19 protein-coding genes are annotated in these 20,955 nt (G+C 60.7%); 5 read left to right on the top strand and 14 right to left on the bottom strand.

Features of this window, described 5'->3' with window-relative positions; genetic code table 11:
* Position 1: 1 nt before the first annotated feature.
* The 13 genes from icmH to tssA are packed head-to-tail and all read right to left on the bottom strand — an operon-like array spanning position 2 to position 14,904.
* Positions 2-862, bottom strand: a complete 861-nt coding sequence (gene icmH, locus HX817_RS26095) for a type IVB secretion system protein IcmH/DotU (RefSeq protein ID WP_177041652.1) — start codon at positions 860-862, stop codon at positions 2-4.
* Between the two features lie 4 nt (positions 863-866).
* Complete coding sequence (gene tssK, locus HX817_RS26090; protein ID WP_134326852.1) at positions 867-2,195, bottom strand: type VI secretion system baseplate subunit TssK; 1,329 nt, start codon at positions 2,193-2,195, stop codon at positions 867-869.
* Between the two features lies 1 nt (position 2,196).
* Complete coding sequence (tssJ, locus tag HX817_RS26085) at positions 2,197-2,679, bottom strand: type VI secretion system lipoprotein TssJ (protein WP_023658927.1); 483 nt, start codon at positions 2,677-2,679, stop codon at positions 2,197-2,199.
* A gap of 5 nt (positions 2,680-2,684) precedes the next feature.
* On the bottom strand, positions 2,685-3,866 hold the full coding sequence (gene tagH / locus HX817_RS26080; protein WP_177041650.1) for a type VI secretion system-associated FHA domain protein TagH: 1,182 nt from the start codon (positions 3,864-3,866) through the stop codon (positions 2,685-2,687).
* 18 nt (positions 3,867-3,884) lie between these two features.
* Entirely contained in the window at positions 3,885-4,016 is a 132-nt protein-coding gene (locus HX817_RS26075) for a hypothetical protein (protein WP_003208049.1), read from the bottom strand.
* 33 nt (positions 4,017-4,049) lie between these two features.
* Positions 4,050-5,582, bottom strand: a complete 1,533-nt coding sequence (locus tag HX817_RS26070; RefSeq protein ID WP_087694178.1) for a sigma-54-dependent Fis family transcriptional regulator — start codon at positions 5,580-5,582, stop codon at positions 4,050-4,052.
* Positions 5,582-8,146 carry a type VI secretion system ATPase TssH gene (gene tssH, locus HX817_RS26065; RefSeq protein ID WP_177041648.1) on the bottom strand — a complete coding sequence of 855 codons (2,565 nt, stop codon included), beginning with the start codon at positions 8,144-8,146 and terminating at the stop codon, positions 5,582-5,584. Before tssH ends, HX817_RS26070 begins: the two co-directional genes overlap by 1 nt.
* 12 nt (positions 8,147-8,158) lie before the next feature.
* Positions 8,159-9,166, bottom strand: coding sequence for a type VI secretion system baseplate subunit TssG (tssG, locus tag HX817_RS26060; RefSeq protein WP_177041646.1), 1,008 nt, complete (start codon positions 9,164-9,166; stop codon positions 8,159-8,161).
* Positions 9,130-10,905: a type VI secretion system baseplate subunit TssF gene (gene tssF, locus HX817_RS26055; protein WP_177041644.1), complete on the bottom strand. Its 1,776-nt coding sequence runs from the start codon at positions 10,903-10,905 to the stop codon at positions 9,130-9,132. The genes tssG and tssF overlap by 37 nt, the downstream gene beginning before the upstream one ends.
* Complete coding sequence (tssE, locus tag HX817_RS26050; protein WP_177008255.1) at positions 10,895-11,320, bottom strand: type VI secretion system baseplate subunit TssE; 426 nt, start codon at positions 11,318-11,320, stop codon at positions 10,895-10,897. Before tssE ends, tssF begins: the two co-directional genes overlap by 11 nt.
* Positions 11,317-12,792: a type VI secretion system contractile sheath large subunit gene (gene tssC, locus HX817_RS26045; RefSeq protein ID WP_008437007.1), complete on the bottom strand. Its 1,476-nt coding sequence runs from the start codon at positions 12,790-12,792 to the stop codon at positions 11,317-11,319. Before tssC ends, tssE begins: the two co-directional genes overlap by 4 nt.
* 28 nt (positions 12,793-12,820) lie before the next feature.
* Positions 12,821-13,318: a type VI secretion system contractile sheath small subunit gene (tssB, locus tag HX817_RS26040; protein WP_003208038.1), complete on the bottom strand. Its 498-nt coding sequence runs from the start codon at positions 13,316-13,318 to the stop codon at positions 12,821-12,823.
* Positions 13,319-13,350: 32 nt separating this feature from the next.
* Positions 13,351-14,904 (bottom strand): type VI secretion system protein TssA, encoded by a 1,554-nt coding sequence (gene tssA / locus HX817_RS26035; RefSeq protein ID WP_177041642.1) that lies wholly within the window; start codon positions 14,902-14,904, stop codon positions 13,351-13,353.
* A 478-nt stretch (positions 14,905-15,382) separates the two neighbouring features.
* Between tssA and HX817_RS26030 the strand changes: the two genes are divergently transcribed.
* Positions 15,383-15,898, top strand: a complete 516-nt coding sequence (locus HX817_RS26030) for an Hcp family type VI secretion system effector (protein WP_003208034.1) — start codon at positions 15,383-15,385, stop codon at positions 15,896-15,898.
* A 55-nt stretch (positions 15,899-15,953) separates the two neighbouring features.
* On the opposite strand, the gene HX817_RS26025 is transcribed toward HX817_RS26030, so the two are convergent.
* Positions 15,954-16,775: an aldo/keto reductase gene (locus tag HX817_RS26025; protein ID WP_003208032.1), complete on the bottom strand. Its 822-nt coding sequence runs from the start codon at positions 16,773-16,775 to the stop codon at positions 15,954-15,956.
* A gap of 108 nt (positions 16,776-16,883) precedes the next feature.
* On the opposite strand from HX817_RS26025, the gene HX817_RS26020 reads away from it, so the two are divergent.
* The 4 genes from HX817_RS26020 (at position 16,884) to HX817_RS26005 (ending at position 20,941) form a co-directional block, all read left to right on the top strand.
* Positions 16,884-17,378 (top strand): DUF1543 domain-containing protein, encoded by a 495-nt coding sequence (locus tag HX817_RS26020; protein WP_177041632.1) that lies wholly within the window; start codon positions 16,884-16,886, stop codon positions 17,376-17,378.
* Positions 17,379-17,482: 104 nt separating this feature from the next.
* Positions 17,483-18,583: a polyamine ABC transporter substrate-binding protein gene (locus tag HX817_RS26015; RefSeq protein ID WP_177041629.1), complete on the top strand. Its 1,101-nt coding sequence runs from the start codon at positions 17,483-17,485 to the stop codon at positions 18,581-18,583.
* Between the two features lie 25 nt (positions 18,584-18,608).
* Positions 18,609-20,027, top strand: a complete 1,419-nt coding sequence (locus HX817_RS26010; protein WP_177041627.1) for an aminotransferase — start codon at positions 18,609-18,611, stop codon at positions 20,025-20,027.
* Positions 20,024-20,941, top strand: coding sequence for a response regulator transcription factor (locus tag HX817_RS26005; RefSeq protein WP_250884643.1), 918 nt, complete (start codon positions 20,024-20,026; stop codon positions 20,939-20,941). The genes HX817_RS26010 and HX817_RS26005 overlap by 4 nt, the downstream gene beginning before the upstream one ends.
* The last annotated feature ends 14 nt before the right edge of the window (positions 20,942-20,955 follow it).

The following is a 20,955-nucleotide window of genomic DNA, read 5'->3' as shown; positions in this document are numbered from 1 at the left end:
GTTAGAGCGGCGCCCGGAACATATCCGGCGCCACGAGTTGATACGGTTGCAACATCGCTTCACGCTGCTGGCCCAGCACCCAGGCAAATCCTGCATACAGGCTCAACAGGCTGGCGGCGACAAACACTGCAATCCAGGTGAGCGACACGACCCTCAGCCGTTTCCGGCGCGGCTGTTCCGGCCTGTGCGACGGCGCGCACGCCGCAGGCGTATCACCCCGCACATGCCGGATCTGCCGATACAGCGCGTCCCGAACCTGTTCAAGCTGCAACAACCCACGCTCCATGACCCGGTACTTGCCCTCAAACCCGAGGGACAGGCACAGGTACATCAACTCCAGCATCGCCAGGTGCTTGAAGGGGTCCCTCGACATGCGCTCAAGCAACTGGAAAAACTTCTCGCCGCCGAAGGTTTCGTTGTGAAAACTGCTCAGCAGGCTCATCTTCGACCAATCGCTCTGGCTGCCCCATGAGGTGGTGACCACTGCCTCGTCGATCACGCTGCACAGCACATACCGCGCCGCCATGACCTCGCTGCCTTGGGCCCCGTCATGCCGGGCCCGCGTCTCGAACAGCGTGACTGCCGCCGAGAGTCGTTCATTCAGGGCGCGCAGGCTTTCCTCGGCGGAACTGCGCTTGAGGCGGACCACCTCGGACAGAAGCTCCCAGGCAGGCGCCACCAAACTGTTCAGGCCAATGTCGAAATGCTCCGCGCCCTGCAAGCGGGCCGCGTAGATCATCCGGTCTTCCAGTTGTTCGAAACGCGGCGGCGATGCGAAGTCGGTCATCGGTCCCTGCGCCGGTCCGCGTCCCTGTCGATCAAGCAGGACGGTTTTCTCGTCCTGCGGGTATTCCCTGTCCATGGTCTCAGTTCCTGATGGCCCAGAATTTCAGTTCCAGTTCGGCAAATTCACCGCTGACGTGGAAGGCAAATCCTCCCGACTGCTTCAACTGCTCAATGTCCCGGGCACCGAGTTCAAGCATGAAATAGGTGTTGGCGGCATGAAACGGTATCTGCCGGGGAGCCACCGGCAGCGGCTTGACCTTGATGCCCGCCAACTGCAGGTTGACCAACTCGCGAATCCGCTCCACGGGGCCGACCTTGAGGTGCGCCGGCAGCCGGTGACGAAGCTCCTCGGCGTCACAATGGGCGCTGGCGGCCAGAATGAAGGTCGCCGAACCCAGCAGGTTGAGATCGCTCACCGGGCACACCAGCACCCCGTACTGGCGAGGCTGCAGCGCCAGCTCAATGGCATGCTGCTCAAGCACCATCGACAGCAGGCTGCGAATCGGCTCCATCAATCCACGAAAGCTGGCGCCCTGGTCGCTGTGCCGGTAATGCCCCTCGAAGTGCGCACGCTTGCTGTCGCTGGCAAACGTCGCGAGTTCACCCAGGATCGACAGCAATGTTCGATACAGCGTTTCAGGGCTGACCTGGCTCAGGCCCAGGTAGTGACGCAAGACCAGTTCGGTGCGATTGATCAATTGCAACATCAGGAAGTCGCCAACCTCCGCGCCGGCGGCGGTACCGTTGGCGCGAATCCGCTCGGCGATGGCATCCCCCCGGTAAGCGAGCAGGCTGATCACTTCCTTGAGGCAAGACAGCAGGTAGCCGGAGCCATGCAGGTGAATGAAGCTCGGGATAAAATCGGGGTCCAGGCTGACGCCCTCCTCAGTGCAACTGAGCACCTGGGCAACCTTGAGCTTCACGTAATGCGGGTCGCTGTGTTGCTCCCCCAGCAACAGGCGAAAATCCAGCTGCCCGCAATTGACCTGACGACGAGCTTCTTCCCCGGCGTTGGAGTCGCTGACGTCTACCGCAAGAGTCTTGTAGCGCGCCAACACATCAATCTGCTCGGGTCGACGGGCTTCAACACAGTTACCTGTGGCCAGCGGCAAGGCCAGGTAGATCGACTGCTTCCCGGTATTTACCGGAACCTCCAGCACCAGCGACTCCATCGCGCCACCCAGTTCGAACAGGCTGCCATCCGGCAATATGCCGCTGGCCTGGCTGATAACGACCTTGCCCATATTGAGGTATTGCACATCGATTTCCAGGGCCAGGAAGCCCCAGGCGTGACGGCACAACAGCTGGGTGCGGCGCGTGAGTTGCTGATCGTGGTACCGATCGTTTTGCTGGAAATGCTGAGGGCGCAGCAACATGCCTTCCTGCCAGATGACTTTTTGGCTGTACATGTCAGTCGCCCGCCTTCGCGGGTTGCGGGTTGACCAACCGAATGCCGGCCTGATCAAGGATCAGTTCAGCGCCGGTCAATCGCTGCGCGGTCACCGGCAACACATAGCGCCATTGCGAGTGAGGCAAATCACGGTACGCCGCCAGCACACCGACATAACGACTGCCTGGCTCGAGGCTGAGTTTGAGCGTGGAGTGATCGCCGGGGCGCAACTCCAGCTCTTCGAGGTTCACCAGGTCCTTGGGCAACGTGTGCTCGGCATGAGCATAAAGGCTGAAAAAGTCCGCATTTTCAAAAGCCACGGGGTGTCGAAGCTCCATCAGGTGCACCACGATCGGCGACGGGCGACCATGGAGATCAGGGTTGACCCGTTCGCTGGCGGTCAGTGTCAGGTCCAGCTTGGTCAACTTCGAAAAGGGCGACAGGGAGCAACCACCCAGCAAACCCATTACAGCGCACAACAATGCAACGGTGACTCGGGACATGAAGATCATCCTGGATAACGGTGAAGGGTTGAGATCAGACGAATCTGTTCCTCGTACGCCTTGGCGAAGTCGCTGCCCAGCAGGCGCTCGCTCAAGTGCTCGTCCTCGATCAGTGTCTGGTAATGGCGCTGATACGCGCGCCAGCGGGCGCCACACCGGGGGATCAGCGGCGGCCTTGCCTGGCGTTCGAAGCACAGCAGCAAATGGCCGGGCGCAAAGGCTGCCAGAGCGCCGCGTACTGCCGCGCGGCAGGCCGCCAGCAAGGCCACCTCGTGAGCCTGCATGTCGCGGTACGCCCGCATGACAAGCATCTCGGCGGAAACCTGCCCCAACTGCCCGACACCCAGCAGCGACCCCAAGGCCGCACTGGCGTCTGCGCTGTCTCTAAGTGGGTTGGGGCTTTGGAGCGGTGTCTGGGTGAGTGCCAGTTTCAGCTCTTGCCTGAGCTCGTTACGGGTGCCCAGGCTCTGTTGCAACCCTTCAGTCATTTGCCGGAGCAAGCTCGCGGCCTTGATCGCCAGGACTTCTCTTGCCGACTCATCGAGGTCGCCCAGATCAACACCGAGTGCCTGCGCAAACCCCAACCAGAATGGCCCTGAGCCGTGACCTGGAACGGGCGATTGCGGACTTAGGGCAACCTGGCGCGCAGGCTTCACAAGTTCGGGAACCGTCAGGTGATCCCGGTCCGCCGCCGCGTGGTCCGTCCAGCGCAATGTCTCGTAGGTGGTCATGTTCAGGGCCGCCAGCTCTTGCGACCCGTCCTCGCGCTGCAGTTCGCTGGCCAGTGCCCGCAGTGGGTCCAGCTCAAGGAATGCATCATCGGGAATCAGCCTGTGTAATCCGTCCTGGCCCTGTCCCTGCGGTGGGCTGACCAGTCGTGCGCGAATACTCAGCGGCCCCAGCTGAAATACCGCGCCGTCATCTATCGGTTGCTGCTGCCCCTCATGCAGACGCTCACTGCGGCCTGCCAGGCGGGTTCCATTGCTGCTGATATCCATCAGGAAATACCGGCCGTCACGATAACTGATCACCGCGTGACGACCGGAAACCTGGCGACTGGTGTCAGGCAGGGTCCAGTCGCAACCGGCCCCCCGGCCGATGACGCCCCCCACTCCGTCAAAGACTTTGCGCAGCGCCGGCGCGGACTCTGCTGGCCCCGCAGGGCACACCTCAAACACTAGCTGCATGGCAGGACTCCTCCGCGCTCACAGGCCACGACCGGTGGACCGTGGATCACCCAGCGGACGGTAGTCATCGTCGTCAAAGACATGATTGGTGTTACAGCCACTCAGCAAAAACAACACAAGCACCAGGGCTTGCCACTGACTAACAGGCATCAGGTATCTCCCGGAATTGAAAGGGTGTGCCATTCAGCACTCTCCCTGGACTTCGCCAAACGGAATGTCCAGGCGAGCAAGGCGGTACAACAACGTGCGCCGGGCGAGGCCCAGTTCACGGGCGGTGCGGGTTCGATTGCCACGGTTCTTGCGCAGGCAGTCGATCAGCACTACCCGCTCGACTCGCTCCATGCGCTGGCGCAGCGTTGCGTCGACAGCGGGCGCGGACAGGGTTGATGGCAGCGATAAATGCGCAGGCAGGATCACCTCGTCGTCGCACAGCAGCACCGCCCGCTCCACCATGCATTTGAGCTCACGAACGTTGCCGGGAAAGTGGTGGCTGGACAGTTGATCCAGGGCCGCACTCGACCAGCCCACCGTGGCTCGCCCCAACAGTGCACAGGCCTTGTCGGCGAAATGCCGGGCCAGTTGCAGCACGTCCCCGTCCCGCTGGCGCAGCGCCGGCAACTCGATAGGAAACTGCGCCAGCCGGTAATAAAGGTCCTCGCGAAAGCTTCCTTCAGCCACCATGCTGGTGAGGTCCCGGTGGGTCGCCGCGACGATTCGCACGTCGACCTTGTGGGACGTGTTGGCACCCAACGGCCGAATCTCGCCCTCCTGCAGGACCCGCAACAACTTGGCCTGCAGTGACAGCGGCATATCACCGATTTCGTCGAGCAGCAGCGTGCCGCCGTGGGCGGTGTCAAACAGGCCGGCATGGTCTCTTTCGGCCCCGGTGAACGCGCCTTTGCGGTAACCGAACAACTCACTTTCGAGCAAGCCTTCGGGAAACGCTGCGCAGTTTTGCACCACAAATGCCTTGCTGCTGCGCGGGCCGGCAGCATGAATGGCCCGGGCGACCACCTCTTTACCGGTGCCGGTCTCGCCCCGGAGCAGCACGGTGTAGGGGCTATGCACCACCTTGCCAATCAGGCGGCACGTCTCGTCCATGGCAGTGCTGTTTCCGATCAAGCCGTAGGCGCTGGTGCTGCGGGTGCTGCGAACCACCTTCAACGCACCGGGAGCCCGGCGCATTCGCCGCAACAGGGCCAACTGGCTCAAGACAAAACTGCCCAATTGGCCCAGGGACGCACCGTAGCCAGCCAGCTCCGTCGCTCGCAGGCTGGCACACAACACCATCCCGGATACCTGCTTGCTCGGCCCCGGTAACGGCACGCACAGGAGTGATTGCCAGGACGCCGCGCCCGCTGGCAGAAACCCCGTGTCATACACACTGCTGCCTGCCTCGGTGAGGTTAAACACCCGGTTCTGTTGCAGCACGTACTGCAACAGTTGCTCGTTCCGAAAATCCGCGCCCGAGCTCACAACCGCCCCTGGCGGCGACAGGCCCGGCAAATACTGGGCAGCCAGTTCGAGGCGGCCGGTGGCCTGGTCGAGCAAGTACAACTGGCCAAGCTCGCAGCCGCTCAATTGCGCGGCGCCTGCCGCAAAGTCATCGGCCAATGTCGATTCGTCACTATTGATGCCCAACCGGGTAAACCATCCCAACAAGGCAGCGGCGTAGTCCAGCGGGCTTGGCAACTGGGTAAACGGATTGTCCGCCATCAGCTGAACTCACAGATTACGGTGCCGTTGGCATCCAGCCTGGCATGGACGAACTGCAGGGACTTGCCAACGGCCATCGCATCCAGCAGGCGATCCACCACCTGCGGCAACAGGTTTTCCTCGATCCATTGGTCGACAAACCGCGCGCCACTCCCACTGTGGCTACAGTGCTCGGCCATGTGTGCGACAAGATCCCCTGCGTGACTGAATGCGAGCTTGCGCTGAAGCAGACGCTGGCCCAGGCGCTGAAGTTTGTGTTCAATCAGTTGGTGCAGCACCGCGCCTGCCACCGGGTAATACGGCACGACTCGCATACGGGCCAGCAGCGCCGGCTTGAAATGAGCTGTCAGTACCGGCCGGATCGCGGCGTGCAGTACTTCGACAGCCGGTCGTTGACTGTCGGCGCACAGCCCGGTGACAAGATCGCTGCCCAGGTTGGAAGTCATCAGGATCAGGGTATTGCGAAAGTCGATTTCACGTCCTTCTCCATCATTGGCTACCCCTTTGTCGAACACCTGGTAAAACAGGTTCAGGACATCCGGATCGGCCTTTTCCACCTCATCGAGCAGCACCACTGAATAGGGCTTTTGCCGCACCGCCTCAGTCAGCACCCCGCCCTCCCCGTAACCGACATAACCCGGTGGTGCGCCGATCAGCCGGGACAGTGAGTGTTTCTCCTGGTATTCAGACATGTTGATCGTGGTGACAAAGCGCTCGCCGCCATACAACAGGTCGGCCAGGGCGTGGGCTGTTTCAGTTTTGCCGACACCACTGGGGCCCACCAACAGAAATACCCCCACGGGGGCATCAGGCCTGTTCACACCGGCCGCGACAGCCCGCAGGCAACGATCCAGGACCTGCACGGCACCTTCCTGGCCGAGGATGCGACCACGCAGATCATCCGCAAAGTTCAGGACCTTCGCGCTGTGTTCGCAGGCAAGCTGTTCCAGGGGAATACCCGTCCAGGCGCTGATAACCTGTGCCACCAACCGTGGGCATACTTCGAAGCTGACCAATCGCTGTTCGTGCTGTATGGCCTGCAACGCCTGATGGTTCTGGGCCAGGAGCGAAGCGAGAGCCTCAGTGCTTTCGCCAAGGTTACCGGCATCGGCCAGTTGCTGGCGCAGCGAGAGTACCTTCTCGGCCAGTTCGCGCTGGTGGGTCCAGCGTTGTTCAAGCTGGAACTGTGCAACTTCTACTTCATCCAGTCTCCGGGTGAGGTGCTGCAGCACCTGTTCATCGATGGCCAACCCCGCGTCGGCATCCCTGCGCACGGCACGTTGCTGGCGCGTGCCCTCGGCCAGTTCGGCGCGCAACTGCTGCAGTTCGTCCGGCGCCGTGACCAGGCTGATCCGCACACGGGCACAAGCGGTGTCCAGCACGTCCACAGCCTTGTCCGGCAACTGGCGGCCGGCCAGGTAGCGGGCACTCAACTGCGCGGCGGCGACCACGGCGTCATCGCGCACGTAGACTCCGTGGCTGGCCTCATACACCGGGACCAACCCACGCAAAATCGTCACGGCATCGTCAACCGTCGGCTCGTGCACCTGCACCGGCTGAAAACGCCGCGCCAACGCCGGGTCTTTCTCGAAGTACTTCTTGTACTCCGACCAGGTCGTCGCGGCGATGGTACGCAACTCACCTCGTGCCAGCGCTGGCTTGAGCAGGTTGGCGGCATCGGAGCTGCCGGCCGAGCCGCCTGCGCCGACCAGGGTATGGGCCTCATCGATGAACAGGATGACCGGTTGCGGCGAGGCGTTGACCTCATCGATCAAGCCTTTGAGGCGGCGCTCGAACTCACCCTTGATACTGGCACCGGCTTGCAGCAGGCCCATGTCCAGGGTCAGCAGGCGCACCTTCCTGAGCACCTCTGGCACTTGCGCGCTGACGATCCGCAGGGCCAGGCCCTCGACTATCGCGGTTTTCCCGACACCCGCCTCGCCCACCAGAATGGGGTTGTTCTTGCGCCGCCGCGCGAGCGTATCGATCATTTGCCGGACTTCGTTATCGCGACAGAGCACGGGGTCGAGTTTCCCGTCCCGGGCCTGGCGAGTCAGGTCATGGGTAAAGCGCTCCAGCAAGGAACTCCCCGCCTCAGCTGGAGCCGCCTGCGCGTTTTCACTCAAGAGAAATCCGAGCACACGCGGTGCATCAAGCGTGCTCATCACCGCCTGGTAACGGCTGCCAGCGTGCTGCATCGGGTTGCGCAACAAGGCGAGCAGCAAGGCGCCATGGTCCACTTCCCGTCGGCCCAGCTCCAGATGGGCAACCAGCAACGCCTGCTGCAGCCATTGCACCAGGGCGGGCGAAAACACCGGATTGCGGGACGCGCTCTGGTCGACCCGAGGTTGCAGCACGGCCTGCAATTCCCCGGCATCCACGCCCGCATCCTGCAGCGCTCGCATAAGAACACCCTCGGGATGCTCCAGGAGCGTCAGCAGCAAGTCTTCCACCAGGACCTCGCCGCCGCCCCGGGTGACACAACGCTCGGCGCTGCGTTCCAGGTCGCGCCGTGTGGACGCCGTCAATGCCTGGATAAGTTGTTGCAGATCCACATTCATCATATCCATCAATCCCTAATGATTTTTACTGGCCAGGATGACCACGCCGTCTGCCCGCTCATGCCCCAGCCAACTGGTCCAGCCCAGGCGGCAGACGTTGTGCTCGCCAAGGTGCAACGGCCGGACCTCGCCCGCCGCCAACACCAGTCGCACGTCGTATTCCAAGGGGTCCCGGGCGGCAAAACGCACCAGCGCACACAGCGGCTCGTAACCCGCCCCGGTGGGCAAAAACTCGTGAAAACGCTGCCAATCGAGTGCCAATACATGAACCCTGAACATGCCACTGCGGTCGATAAGGCACTCCCCCAGCACCAGGTCCGACCCCAACGAGCTATAGGCGCGACCAAGGTCATTGCGCTGCTCCTGGTCGATCACTACCCTGCGCTCGACCCACTGCTCGATGACCAGCCGGTTGTGCTTGAAGTAATAACGCAGCACGGTCTCGATCAGCGCGGCGGAGTGCACGCGCAGGCTCAGCAGCCCCAGGTAGGGCAACAGGCGTTTCCAGTTCAGTTGAGCCGCGCTGCGAATCGCGCTGCCACCCAGGCCCACCCATGCAAACATCTGCTCGGAAAAGGGATCGCGGGCGCCCGTTTGAAAACTCGCCTGATAACGATATTTTCGCCAGATCGGCACTATCAGCCGGTGCAGGCGATGGTGAAAAAGATCAAGAAATTCCCGCGTCGGATTACCGCCCGCTACCTCGGCAAAGGCTTGCTCGCCATAGAACGCCGGCAGCGGTGACCCTGTACCAAACAGGCCCAGCACATTGAGGCGAAGCCGTGCCCGCAAATGGCCGTGCTCGACAAAAAACTCCACACGATCAATGTCGTTGCCGGGAAAGCCAAAGCCTGGGTTGGCCTGGAACTCCAATTGATCGTAGAGCGCATCATCGTCCAGCGAGGGATGCGCCTCGCGCAGGCGCTCGATAATCTGCGCAACCGCCTGAAACACCGAGTACTCGCGAATCACTCGGGACAGTGCGGTTAAAGCAGGGGCTGCTGGCCCATCCGGGGTGGCCATAGGTACACGTCTCCTTGTGTGCTGATGACTCGCAGTTCGTGGTACGAGTTGAGGCTGGCGTAAAGCGCGAAGAACTCGTTGAGCACCGAGGCAAAGACGAACACGTCGCCCTCCCCCAGGTAGCCTTCAGGATCGATGGTGAGGTCAACCCGTAAGCCGCGAAATGGCAGGCCTCGGTGCAGCCGGTCTACGGGCTGGTGACTGATCGAACGGAGGGCGCCCAGCCTTCGCCTGCTGACCTTTTCCACCTGGCGGTCGTGATAACGCGGCAGGTCGTAGGTTTCGAGGATCACCCTCAAGGCGTTGATATCGGTCAATGACAGATAGTTGAGCGACATATTGCTGATCAGTCGCCACAGGAAGTCACTGTCCAGGGGTGGCGCAAAGCTGGGGGTTGCCGCGGTGATGTTGCGAAACGAGAGAAACTCGGGCGTCTGTTCGCACGCCTGATTGATATCGCCCACCTGCAGCAGGCATGGCAGGTTGTGGTTGGTGCAGGTCAGTTCAATCGACAGGGTTTCCTGTTCATGCACTGGACACCGGTCGAAACTCAGCCAGGTATCCAGGCCGGCATGTTGCAGGGATGGCCGCTGGCGAACGCCATAGCTGGGCGCGGCGCTGCCAAAATCGTGCTCAAACGATTCGAACGGAACATATTCCTGGTACCCGAGGCCTCCCGGCCGCCATCCCGTGACCTTGTCGACGGAAAATACACCGCAGTTCCCCCTGGCGTATTCGCCAGGCAACAACAGGTATTCGTCCTGCTTGCCGTCCAGGCGAATCGGTACGCCGTCGTGCTTGAACAGATTGACGATGGGCGTGCAGTACAGCTTCACGTTGTCCAGGGTAGGCGCCATTCGCTCAATACCGCGACCACGCATGTCGAAGCGTAACGTCACGCCATGTACCTGCTTGAGTACGTCAATAGGCAACCTGCTCAGCGCGCCAAGGCCACTCACATCGACAAACAGGTATTTGTCGGGAAAGGCGAAGTACTCCTGCAAATGGCGATAGCCACGAAAGGTATTCAACGGATAAGGGATCAGTGCCTCATCCTCGGAAAAGCCCACAGGACTGATATCGTTGCTGGACAGACGCAATGAAACAGGCTCGCCGTCGGCGCCGATGACCGGCAGCCCGTCGCGCCCGAAAGGCTGCAACTCGAACCCGTCCAGGTGACGCAAAAGCCCCAGGTAAAGCGCCTGGCTGACGGGTTGCTCCCCCGCGAGATGCAAACGCAGGCAGTTCAGTTCCAGCTCACTGAAGTTGCCCTCGGCCGTCATCTCCAGACGCAGGCAGAGCAAAGCGCCCTCACCCTGTACCGAGTACTCCATGGCGGCCAGTTGCAGCGGCAAGACCTGCGTCGGGTAACAGGTACGAAAACGGCAGCGTTCACCGTCGATCGCAATGCTTTCCACCGGTGTATCCCGCTCGACCCTGATGGCCGGCCCTGTGCGCTTGAGCGGATCAAACTGCAGCATGCTGAACGACGGCAGCGGCCGCATATAGTTGGGCCACAGCAGATGCATCAACGAGTGACTCAACTCCGGCAATTGATCATCAAGCTTCTGCCGCAGGCGACCGGTGAGGAATGCAAAACCCTCAAGCAACCGTTCTACGTCCGGGTCCTGGCCAGCGTCCCCGAGAAACGGCGCGAGTGCCGGGTTGCGCTCGCAGAAGCGTCGCCCCAACTGTCGTAGTGCGCTCAGCTCGCCCTGGTAGTAGCGGTTAAACGACATTCGGTTTGACCTCGACCCGTGCGCCGTGAGCCAGGCTGGCGCAAAAGGCGACCGCTTGCGTCATGCCATTGACTTCCATGGCCCCCTCGATGGAAAAAGCCAGCACCATCGGGTCACGGTCCTGTGGCAATGCCCTGACACGGACATCCTTCAGACGGGGTTCGTAGGCCTGGATAAAGCGCTCAATCAGGAACCGAGCCTGGCTCAACGCGTCATGCAGGCTGAGGCGCATGTCATTCAGATCAGGTAACCCGTAATCAGGTAGCGTCTGGACACTGCCCGCACGGGTGCTGAGCATTTTCGCCAGATGCCCCGCCACGGATTCCACGACGCAACCTTGCGGGCTGCGCCCCACGCCGGACTCCAGGCGCTCGAAAAGGCTGCGGTTTTGGGTAATCACGTGGCGGCGGCTCATTCTTTATCGAGCTTGCCGACGAGCGACAGAGTGAAGTCTGCCCCCATGTACTTGAAGTGCGGGCGAACGCTCAGGTTGACGCGATACCAGCCGGGCTCCCCGTCGACATCACTGACAACAATGCGCGCAGCCCGAAGCGGGCGCCGTCCACGCACTTCGGTGCTGGGGTTGTCCTGGTCGGCGACGTATTGGCGAATCCATTTGTTGAGTTCCAGCTCAAGGTCGGTGCGCTCCTTCCACGACCCCAGCTGTTCACGCTGCAGCACCTTGAGATAGTGGGCCAGGCGATTGACGATCATCATGTACGGCAATTGGGTACCGAGCCGGTAATTCAGCTCGGCAGCCTTGCCTTCGGCACTGATTCCAAAAGACTTGGGTTTTTGCACCGAACTGGCGGAAAAGAACGCTGCATTGTCACTGCCCTTGCGCATGGTCAGGGCAATGAAGCCCTCTTGCGCCAGCTCGTATTCGCGTCGGTCGGATACCAGCACCTCGGTAGGAATCTTGGTTTCGATCTCGCCCATGCTGTGAAAGTGATGCAGCGGCAAGTCCTCCACTGCACCACCACTCTGCGGGCCGATAATGTTCGGGCACCAGCGATACCGGGCGAAACTGTCCGTCAAGCGGGTAGCAAAGGCATACGCCGTATTACCCCACAGATAGTGTTCGTGGCTGCTGGCCACATGTTCCTGGTAGGCGAACGTCTTGACCGGACAATCAACGGGATCGTACGGCGTACGCAATAGAAAGCGCGGTACGGTGAGGCCGATGTAGCGGGCATCTTCGCTCTGGCGAAAACTCTGCCATTTGGCAAACTGCGGCCCTTCAAAATGGTCCTTCAGGTCCTTGAGGTCAGGCAGGCCGGTAAAGCTCTCCAGGCCGAAGAAGCCAGGGCCGGCCGCCGCAATGAACGGTGCATGGGCCATGCAGGCCACGCTGGAAACATACTGCATCAGCCTGACATCGGGAGCACTGGGGGAAAGGAAATAATTGGCGATGATTGCCCCTACGGGCTGGCCGCCGAACTGACCGTATTCGGCACTGTAGATGTGCTTGTAGAGTCCGGACTGAGTCACCTCCGGTGAGTCCTCGAAGTCATCCAGCAGGTCCTGGCGGGAGACGCTGAGCAGTTCGATCTTGATGTTTTCACGAAAATTGGTGCGATCAACCAGCAACTGCAGGCCACGCCAGGAAGACTCCAGTGCCTGGAAGTCGGGATGGTGCAGGATTTCATCCATTTGCTGGCTGAGCCTTGCGTCAATCTCGGCAATCATCCGGTCAACCAGGCGCTTCTTGACCGGCTCGCCCTTGTTTTGCGGCTTGATCAGCTCCTCGATAAATGCCGAGACTCCACGCTTTGCAATGCTGTAGGCCTCGTCGTCGGCGTTGAGGCGGGTCTGGGCAATGATGTTGTCGAGAATGCTGTACTCATCCGTGATGGGCGCATGCAACGGGCTTTGGCTGGTAGTCATGGTGTCAGTGTCCTTTTAACTGAGAGAGTCATACGGCGGAGCTGTCCAGCCCCAATTCAGCCAATACCCGCTTGCGCGAATCGTCATCGGCGAGGGCATTTTCAATGGCCTTTCGAAAGCTCGGCGTGTTGCCCAGCGGCCCCTTGAGCGCCACAAGTGCATCGCGCAGGTCCATGAGCTTTTTCAGCTCGGGTATCTGCTCAACCAGCTGTGCAGGATTGAAGTCCTTCATCGAATTGATCCTGACCCGGATCGCCAACTCGTCAGGTTCGGCTGAATCCTGCAGCCGGTTGGGGACGCTCAAGGCCAGGCCCAAGGCCTGCTTGGCCAGCACCTCGTCGAGGCTGTTCTTGTCGATGCCGACGGGCTTGCGGTCTTCGAGCTTGCGCAGGTCTTCACGCTGGGTGAAGTCACCAAGCACCAGCAATTTCAACGGCAGCTCGACCTCTTCCTGCGCAGTGCCAACGGCGGGTTTGAACGTGATATTGATGCGTTCCCTGGGGGCTACCGAACCTTCTTTCGCCATGGTGTTTCTCCTTTTTCGGGGGGCTCGAAAGCCTATTCAAGTACCGCTTCGAGATCGAAGTGGCACAGCCTGCGATGGACATCTTCCTTGCGCTCACGCACGGAATGGCTCTGGGGCAATACGTCACAGCAGCCATGCAAGAGCTGCAGCACTTCAACCGCCAACTCGGGCTCCCAGCGCTGCAGGCCTGAGTGCTGCAGCTCGTGGTCCAGGTGATCGAGCTGGACTTTGGCCAGGTCATGCTTGCCTGCCAGCAAACACAACCTGGCCAGGCCAAGCCGCCAATGAAACCGGGCACGATCACCTGTTGCGGTTTGCATGCCCTGCTTGAGGGACCGCACAGCCACCTTGAACCCGTCCTTGCGCAGCACGGGCATGACGTCGTGCAACGCTTTGTCCCAAGGCGCAGCCGGGGCATCAGGTGCCGACCTGAGTGGGACCGGGGCTTGCAAATGGCGGGCAACCTGGGTGTTGATCCAGCCACGGGTGACGTCGTTGGCGAAGGGTGTTCCGTCGTGGAAGCGCAGCTGTGCAAGCCCCGGCAAGCGCTGGAGCAACAGCGCGAAGTGCACTTCCAGCTCGGTCATGGCCAGGTCGGCCTGGAGTGCCTGCAGGCACTCCCACACCCGGTACAAGCCGTCGAACCAGAAAGGTGCTCCGGCCAGGCTGCCCTCAAGCTCCAGCAGCAGGTCGGTATGCTGCCCTTGGGCAAAGCGCTCCTGGTACCGCTTGAGCTTGTCGGGCGCCGGCCCGCGCAAAGGCGTTACCTGTTCGCTGTCACAGTCCGGAAGACTGGTGATCGTCAGCCAGGTCAACGTTCGGTTCAGACGCAGTGCGCGCAGGTCAGTGGCATTCTGGCGCTGCCACCAGGCCGACAAGGGCCGGGCATGTTCCTGCAGCGTGCGCAGCAGCTTGTGGGCGTCCTTTTCGTTTTCCACAATGGGCTCGGGCGCCATCAACTGAGTCGCGACCTGCCTGATATGGGCGATCACCCCTGTGCTACCGCCTGCTGGAGGCTCGCTTTCGGTGGACTGTTGCAATCGGTCCGACAGCTGCCTGCGAACCGGCAGTAACAGTGGCGCATCTTCGAGAAGGTGTTCGGTCCACAACTCGTCCAGCCGCTCCAGGTGTTCGAGCATGCAGTGGAACAAGGGCCGCTGATCCTTGAACGAAACAGGTTGTGCAAGCACCTGCTCGAGGCGCGGGACCAGCCAGCCAAAGGCGGCACTGCGGGTACGCAGCTTGCCCGGATAAACGACCGCCCAATGATGCTCACAGAGGTAGCGCAGCAATCCGAGGCCTGCGAGTAGCCCGGGGAAGGACTCGCGCTGATGCAAGGCCCAGGTCAACCAGACAGCGACCCGCAAGTCCTTGGACTGGTGGCGTAACAGCGCCTCGCTTTTTTCCACGACCCATTGCCAGTCAGGCTGACTGTTTCCGTGAATGGAGTGCGCCTTGCCCAGTTCAGTTTCAAGCGCCTCATACTCGGTCGAAAAACGCATATCGGCCCCCGCATAACTCGTTTTCGAGTTGGGTGCCTGCGCAAGTTCGAGGTAATAATCGGAAAGCCTGTCTGAGTAAACCATTATGGGCCGCACTTTACTTTCCTGAACATGTTCAGTGAACTAATGGCCATTCAAGCGCACATCAGGACATTGATTAAAGTTTGCCTTCCCTACGAGAAGAGCACGAACCTTATCCATGCAAAAAGCATTGTTCAAGCCACCAAATAGCAGTTAAGGAGTTTCCTACAAGAATAGAAAAATCACCGACGCGCAAGAATTTGCGCAGCCAAAGCGATAGGCTTCATCATTAATGAGGTGAACTCTGCGAATAACAACGCCCATCAACATGAGCAACTAACTGCACACCCCTGCGCAAACAAATACAACTAAATCGAATTAAAACCTTTAATGCCGCTCAAAATGAAAACCAATAAAACCTTAACCCCCCCTGCTTTCATTGACGCTCGAACTTTCCGGCACGCTTCTTGATATCGAGCATTACCCGGCCGGCAAGTCCGTCGGCCGGGACGACCTCATTTATCAGGCAAGGAAAACCGTCATGCCAACACCCGCGTACCTATCCATCACCGGCACCAAGCAAGGCTTGATCACGGCAGGCACGTTCACCCAGGACTCGGTCGGCAACATTTACCAGGAAGGCCATGAAGACCAGATCCTGGTGGAAGCATTCCAGCACCAGGTGATCATTCCCCGTGACCCGCAATCCGGCCAGCCCACCGGCCAGCGTGTGCACAAGCCCCTGATGATCAGCAAGGTATTCGATAAATCGTCGCCATTGCTGTTCAGCGCATTGACCTCCGGGGAAATGGTCAAGTGCCGCCTTGAGTGGTACCGAACCTCTTCAGCCGGAACCCAGGAACACTACTTCACCATCGAGTTGGAAGACGCGATCCTGGTGGACATCCAGTCACGGATGCCCAACTGCCAAGACCCGAACAACGCACACTTCACGCACCTGGAGGATGTGTATTTCACTTACCGGAAAATCGTCTGGACCCATGAGGTCTCCGGTACCTCTGGCTCTGATGACTGGCGCAGCCCGGTAGCCGGCTAAGCAGCCACCGAAACAGAAACGGCATCGCCATGGACGGCACCGTTTCTGTCGGCCACTAGACCATCGCCAAAGGATGCTTGCGCTTCGGCGCCCCAAAAACCCGGTCAATCGCGTCCAGGTCGTGCTCATCAAGCACCAGCTTCGCCGCTGCGGCATTGAGCCGGACATGCTCTGGCGTAACAGCCTTGGGAATCGCGATCACACCGTCCTGGCGCAAGACCCAGGCCAGGGAAACCTGGGCGGGTGTGACCTCGTGGCGACGGGCAATTTGCTTGAGGGTCGGGCTGGCCAACAGCTCGCCACCCTGGGCGATGGGACAGTAGGCCATCAAGGGTAAATTGTGTTGCTGCCACCATGGCAGCAGGTCGAACTCGATGCCGCGCTCCTCGATGTTGTAGAGCACCTGATTGGTGGCACAGGCCGGGGAAGCCAGCTCCTGCAGGTCTGCCACATCAAAGTTGGACACACCCCAACGACCGATTTTGCCTGCCTCACGCAAGCGCTCGAAGGCTTCTACCGTTTCTTCAAGGGGGTATTGCCCACGCCAATGCAACAGATACAGATCAATGTAGTCGGTGCCCAGGCGCTGGAGACTGGCCTCACATGCACGTGGAATGCCCTTGTGACTGGCATTGTGCGGGTACACCTTGCTGACCAGGAACACCTGGTCGCGCTTGCCGCGAATCGCCTCGCCGACGACTTCTTCGGCACCGCCTTCGCCATACATTTCAGCGGTATCGATCAGGGTCATGCCCTCATCGATACCCAGTTGCAACGCGGCCACTTCGGCGCTGCGCTTGCCGGGATCCTCGCCCATGCGCCAGGTCCCCTGGCCGATGACAGGGACGGGTACGCCGGCCAGATCAATGGTGCGCATGACAACCTCCTGATGAATTTGCGAATTAACAGTGTGGCACCGACTGGACAAAAGGGTTCAATCGAAGGAAGGTGGCCCTTTCCATCCCAGCCATAGAAAGGGCCTGCAATGCTGTTTGTGGTCATGTTGGGGGGTAAGCACCCCCGGGCGAAAATCGAAGTGCATGATGTGGTGTTCGCCGTCGCCGACACCCTGGAAGCCGCCTACCCGCAACTGCGCGAGGGCTGGTTCGGCAGCCAGAAAGGTGTGCATATCGACTCCTGGATGACGGTGGATGGCGTTGACGGCTGGAAAGTCCAGCTCAGCCACCTGGCGCCGAACGCCGGGGCGCCGCGCCTGTACTTCATCAACCTGGGCGGGTATGAATCGAACGTCTTTGGCGAGGCACACCACTACCTGCTGGTGGTTGCGCGCACGGCCAGGGAGGCGGCAGCCCAAGGCAAACAGCAGATGCTCACGCACTGGACGCAATCCCACACCGATGGCGTACTGGATATCGACGACTGCCTGCCCATCGACCTGGCAGACGGGCGCTACATCCACCTGGAACGCGGCGTACACCGCCCGGTCATCACGCGAAACGACTACATCGTACTGCCCTGACCGCCTCCTACCCGAACGGGGTATGGCGCCCCACCCGCCACCTGCCTGAAAGTGCGATCAGCCCCTCGGCCTGACAACAAGCACAACATCAAGGTGGGTTCGCCATGCATAAAGCCGTTATCGCCCTGTTCAGCGCTGTCTTGCTTGCATCAACGTCCGTCAGCCAGGCCGCTGACGACCCGGGCAACACCTTGCGCATCTACAACTGGGCCGATTACATCGGGGAACACACCCTCGCCGACTTCGAGAAAACCACTGGTATCAAGGTGATCTACGACACCTACGACTCCTACGAAACCGTGCAGGGCAAGCTGCTCTCCGGGCGCTCGGGTTATGACCTGGTGGTGCTCAACGCGTCCCTGGTGCCGCTGCTGATCAAGGCCAAGGCCTTCCGGCCCCTCAACAAAGCGCTGCTGCCGGACTGGAACAACCTAGACCCGCAAGTGCTGAAAAGCCTGGAAACCCATGATCCGGGCGTGACCTATTCCGCGCCTTACACCTGGGGCAGCAATGGCGTGACCTACAACATCGACAAGATCAAGGAACGCATGCCGGATGCGCCCATCGGCTCCCTGGCGATGATCTTCGATCCCAAGATCGTTTCGCGCTTCGCCGACTGTGGCATCACCTTCATGGACTCCCCTACCGACATGATCCCGCTGGCCCTGACCTACCTCGGCCTGGACCCCAACAGCGTGGCGCCCAAAGACCTCAAGGCCGCTCAGGACGTGCTGATGGCCGTGCGCCCGTACATCCGCAAATTCGACTCCAGCGGCTTTATCAACGGCCTGGCCAATGGCGAGCTGTGCATGGCCACCACCTGGTCCGGCGACTACGCCACGTCCCAGGCCCGGGCGGCGGAAGCCGGGGCCAAGGTCAACCTGGGTTACTTCATCCCAAGGGAAGGCTCGCTGATCTGGTTCGATAACTTCTACATCCCGGCCGACGCACCCCATGTGGCGAATGCCCACAAGTTCATCGAGTTCCTCCTGCAACCGCAAGTGATCGCCGGCGTCAGCAACACCATTCACTACGCCAACAGCAACCTGGCCTCCAAGCCCTTTGTAAATGCCGATATTCGCGACAACCCGGCCATCTACCCGGACCCGGCGACGATGCAGCGCTTGTTCACCCAGAAAAGCCAGTCCCAAGCCGCCGTGCGCCTGATCACCCGTACCTGGAATGCCGTGAAGACCGGCAAGTGAAACCCAGCCATTGAAGGTAAACGCCATGACCCTGCCAAATCCTGACTTTTTCGCCCAGTTCGACCACGACCAACTGGACGCCGCCGACAAGGCCCATTACATGCACGGTTTTCATATGTTCGACGAACACCGTGAACAAGGCTCACTGAATATCGCGGCGGGTGACGGCGCCTACATCTACGACACCGCCGGCAACCGCTACCTGGATGCGGTCGGCGGCATGTGGTGTACGAATATCGGCCTGGGCCGCGAGGAAATGGCAGACGCCATCGCCAACCAGGTTCGCCAGCTGGCGTACTCCAACCCGTTCTGCGACATGGCCAACGTCACCGCTATCGAACTGTGCGCCAAGCTTGCCGGCCTGGCTCCCGGCGATCTTGATCATGTGTTCCTGACCACCGGCGGTTCCACGGCTGTCGATACCGCCTATCGTCTGGTGCAGTTCTATCAGAACAGTCGCGGCAAGCATGAGAAGAAACACATCATCTCGCGCTTCAGTGCGTATCACGGCTCGACGTTCCTCACGATGTCCATCGGCAACAAGGCCGCCGACCGCGCGCCGGAATTCGATTTCATGAGCGACTTGTTCCACCACATTTCATGCCCCAACTACTACCGGGCGCCGCAGGGCATGAGCGAGGCGCAGTTCCTCGATTTCCTGGTGGATGAGTTCGAAGACAAGATCCTGACCATCGGCGCCGACAAAGTGGCCGCGTTCTTTGCCGAACCGATCATGGGCTCGGGCGGCGTGATCATTCCGCCCAAGGGTTACCACCGGCGCATGTGGGAAGTCTGCCAACGTTATGACCTGCTCTACGTGGCGGATGAAGTGGTGACGTCCTTCGGCCGGCTGGGAAAATTCTTCGCCTCCCAGGAAGTGTTCGACATGCAACCGGACATCATCACCACCGCCAAGGGCCTGACGTCCGGCTACCTGCCGTTGGGCGCGTGTATTTTCTCGGATCGCATCTGGCAAGTGATCGGCGAGCCGGGCAAGGGCCGCTGCTTTACCCACGGCTTCACCTACAGCGGCCACCCGGTGAGTTGCGTGGCGGCGCTGAAGAACATCGAGATCATCGAGCGGGAGAAACTGCTGGCCCATGTCGAAGACGTCGGCGTGTACCTCGAACAGCGCCTGCAAACCCTGGCCAGCCTGCCGCTGGTGGGCGATGTGCGCTGCCAGCGGCTGATGGCCTGCATTGAGTTCGTCGCCGACAAGCACACCAAGGCGCTGCTGCCGGACGCGGTGAACATCGGCGAGAAGATCCACCTGCGGGCCCAGGCCAAAGGCTTGCTGGTACGGCCCATTGGCCACCTGAATGTGATGTCGCCGCCGCTGATCATCACCCATGCCCAGGTGGATCAAGTGGTGGAAATCCTGCGCCAGTGCATCCTCGACACCGCCGAAGAGCTGCGCCAGAGCGGCGAGTATCAAGGCCGATGAGCCTGGGCGCCCCGGTGCTTTTGCCGGGGCCCTGGCCGGCGGGTAGACTGGCCGGCATGAACGAGCATGCCGATCACTGCCCTGCCCCGTCCTTCCAGGTGCTTGACGCCTGGAATGGTGCGTTGGCCCACGCCTTCGCCAGCGTCGACGAAGCGTCATTCCTTGAACACCTGGCCTGCGCCCTCAGTGCGCTGACCCCTATCGAATCGATGATGATCAGCCTGGAGCGCCAGGGCCAGGCGCCACACTTGCTCTACCAGCAAGGCATCCCCCGGCCGCACTACGAAGAGATCATCAACCGTTACTTCTCCCGGGGCTACCTGCTGGACCCGTTCTGCCTCGCGGTAGACAAGGGCCTGGCCGAAGGTTTCTACCATCTGGCGCAGATCGCCCCGGACGATTTCTTCAACAGCGAGTACTACAAAACCTACTACCTGCGCAGCGGCGGCGCCCAGGAGAGCTACTACATCGTCGACCTGTGCCCCAACAGCAAGATTTCGTTGTGCATGTTCCAGGGGCTGAGTGCCGGCCAGTTCAGCGACGAACAACTGGCACTGCAACGAACCGCCCAACCCATCGTGCGCGAACTGCTGCGCCGCTTCGGCACCACGGGCGGGCTGTGCAAGGTGATCAGCGACGAGGCCTTCACCCAGACCCAGGTGCATCAGCAGATTGAAGCGGCGTTCATGCATTTTGGCAGCGGCGTATTGACCGTGCGCGAACGGGAAATCGCCCATCTGATATTGCGTGGGCACTCGGTGAAATCCACCGCGCAGGTGCTGGGCATTTCCCCGGAAACCGTGCGCATGCACCGCAAGCATTTGTATACCAAGCTTGAAATCAACTCCCAGGCGGAGCTGTTTGCGCTGTTTATCGATTGGCTGACCCACAGCGGCGTAATGGCCCGATCCTGACCGTCCAGGCAACC

Source organism: Pseudomonas sp. C6002 (genome assembly GCF_013385805.1).
Lineage (GTDB): Bacteria > Pseudomonadota > Gammaproteobacteria > Pseudomonadales > Pseudomonadaceae > Aquipseudomonas.
Note: the sequence above shows the minus strand (reverse complement) of the source record. Positions and strands in the feature narration are given on the sequence as shown.

Excerpts from the sequence above, each read along its gene's own strand:
- tssJ (WP_023658927.1), bottom strand. The coding sequence starts at position 2,679 with ATGTCCCGAGTCACCGTTGCATTGTTGTGCGCTGTAATGGGTTTGCTG.
- HX817_RS26030 (WP_003208034.1), top strand. The coding sequence starts at position 15,383 with ATGCCAACACCCGCGTACCTATCCATCACCGGCACCAAGCAAGGCTTG.
- tssF (WP_177041644.1), bottom strand. The coding sequence starts at position 10,905 with ATGTCGTTTAACCGCTACTACCAGGGCGAGCTGAGCGCACTACGACAG.
- tssG (WP_177041646.1), bottom strand. The coding sequence starts at position 9,166 with ATGGCCACCCCGGATGGGCCAGCAGCCCCTGCTTTAACCGCACTGTCC.
- tssK (WP_134326852.1), bottom strand. The coding sequence starts at position 2,195 with ATGTACAGCCAAAAAGTCATCTGGCAGGAAGGCATGTTGCTGCGCCCT.
- HX817_RS26070 (WP_087694178.1), bottom strand. The coding sequence starts at position 5,582 with ATGGCGGACAATCCGTTTACCCAGTTGCCAAGCCCGCTGGACTACGCC.
- HX817_RS26025 (WP_003208032.1), bottom strand. The coding sequence starts at position 16,775 with ATGCGCACCATTGATCTGGCCGGCGTACCCGTCCCTGTCATCGGCCAG.
- HX817_RS26015 (WP_177041629.1), top strand. The coding sequence starts at position 17,483 with ATGCATAAAGCCGTTATCGCCCTGTTCAGCGCTGTCTTGCTTGCATCA.
- tssA (WP_177041642.1), bottom strand. The coding sequence starts at position 14,904 with ATGGTTTACTCAGACAGGCTTTCCGATTATTACCTCGAACTTGCGCAG.
- HX817_RS26010 (WP_177041627.1), top strand. The coding sequence starts at position 18,609 with ATGACCCTGCCAAATCCTGACTTTTTCGCCCAGTTCGACCACGACCAA.
- HX817_RS26005 (WP_250884643.1), top strand. The coding sequence starts at position 20,024 with ATGAGCCTGGGCGCCCCGGTGCTTTTGCCGGGGCCCTGGCCGGCGGGT.
- tssE (WP_177008255.1), bottom strand. The coding sequence starts at position 11,320 with ATGAGCCGCCGCCACGTGATTACCCAAAACCGCAGCCTTTTCGAGCGC.
- tssB (WP_003208038.1), bottom strand. The coding sequence starts at position 13,318 with ATGGCGAAAGAAGGTTCGGTAGCCCCCAGGGAACGCATCAATATCACG.
- HX817_RS26075 (WP_003208049.1), bottom strand. The coding sequence starts at position 4,016 with ATGCCTGTTAGTCAGTGGCAAGCCCTGGTGCTTGTGTTGTTTTTGCTG.
- icmH (WP_177041652.1), bottom strand. The coding sequence starts at position 862 with ATGGACAGGGAATACCCGCAGGACGAGAAAACCGTCCTGCTTGATCGA.
- tagH (WP_177041650.1), bottom strand. The coding sequence starts at position 3,866 with ATGCAGCTAGTGTTTGAGGTGTGCCCTGCGGGGCCAGCAGAGTCCGCG.
- tssH (WP_177041648.1), bottom strand. The coding sequence starts at position 8,146 with ATGATGAATGTGGATCTGCAACAACTTATCCAGGCATTGACGGCGTCC.
- HX817_RS26020 (WP_177041632.1), top strand. The coding sequence starts at position 16,884 with ATGCTGTTTGTGGTCATGTTGGGGGGTAAGCACCCCCGGGCGAAAATC.
- tssC (WP_008437007.1), bottom strand. The coding sequence starts at position 12,792 with ATGACTACCAGCCAAAGCCCGTTGCATGCGCCCATCACGGATGAGTAC.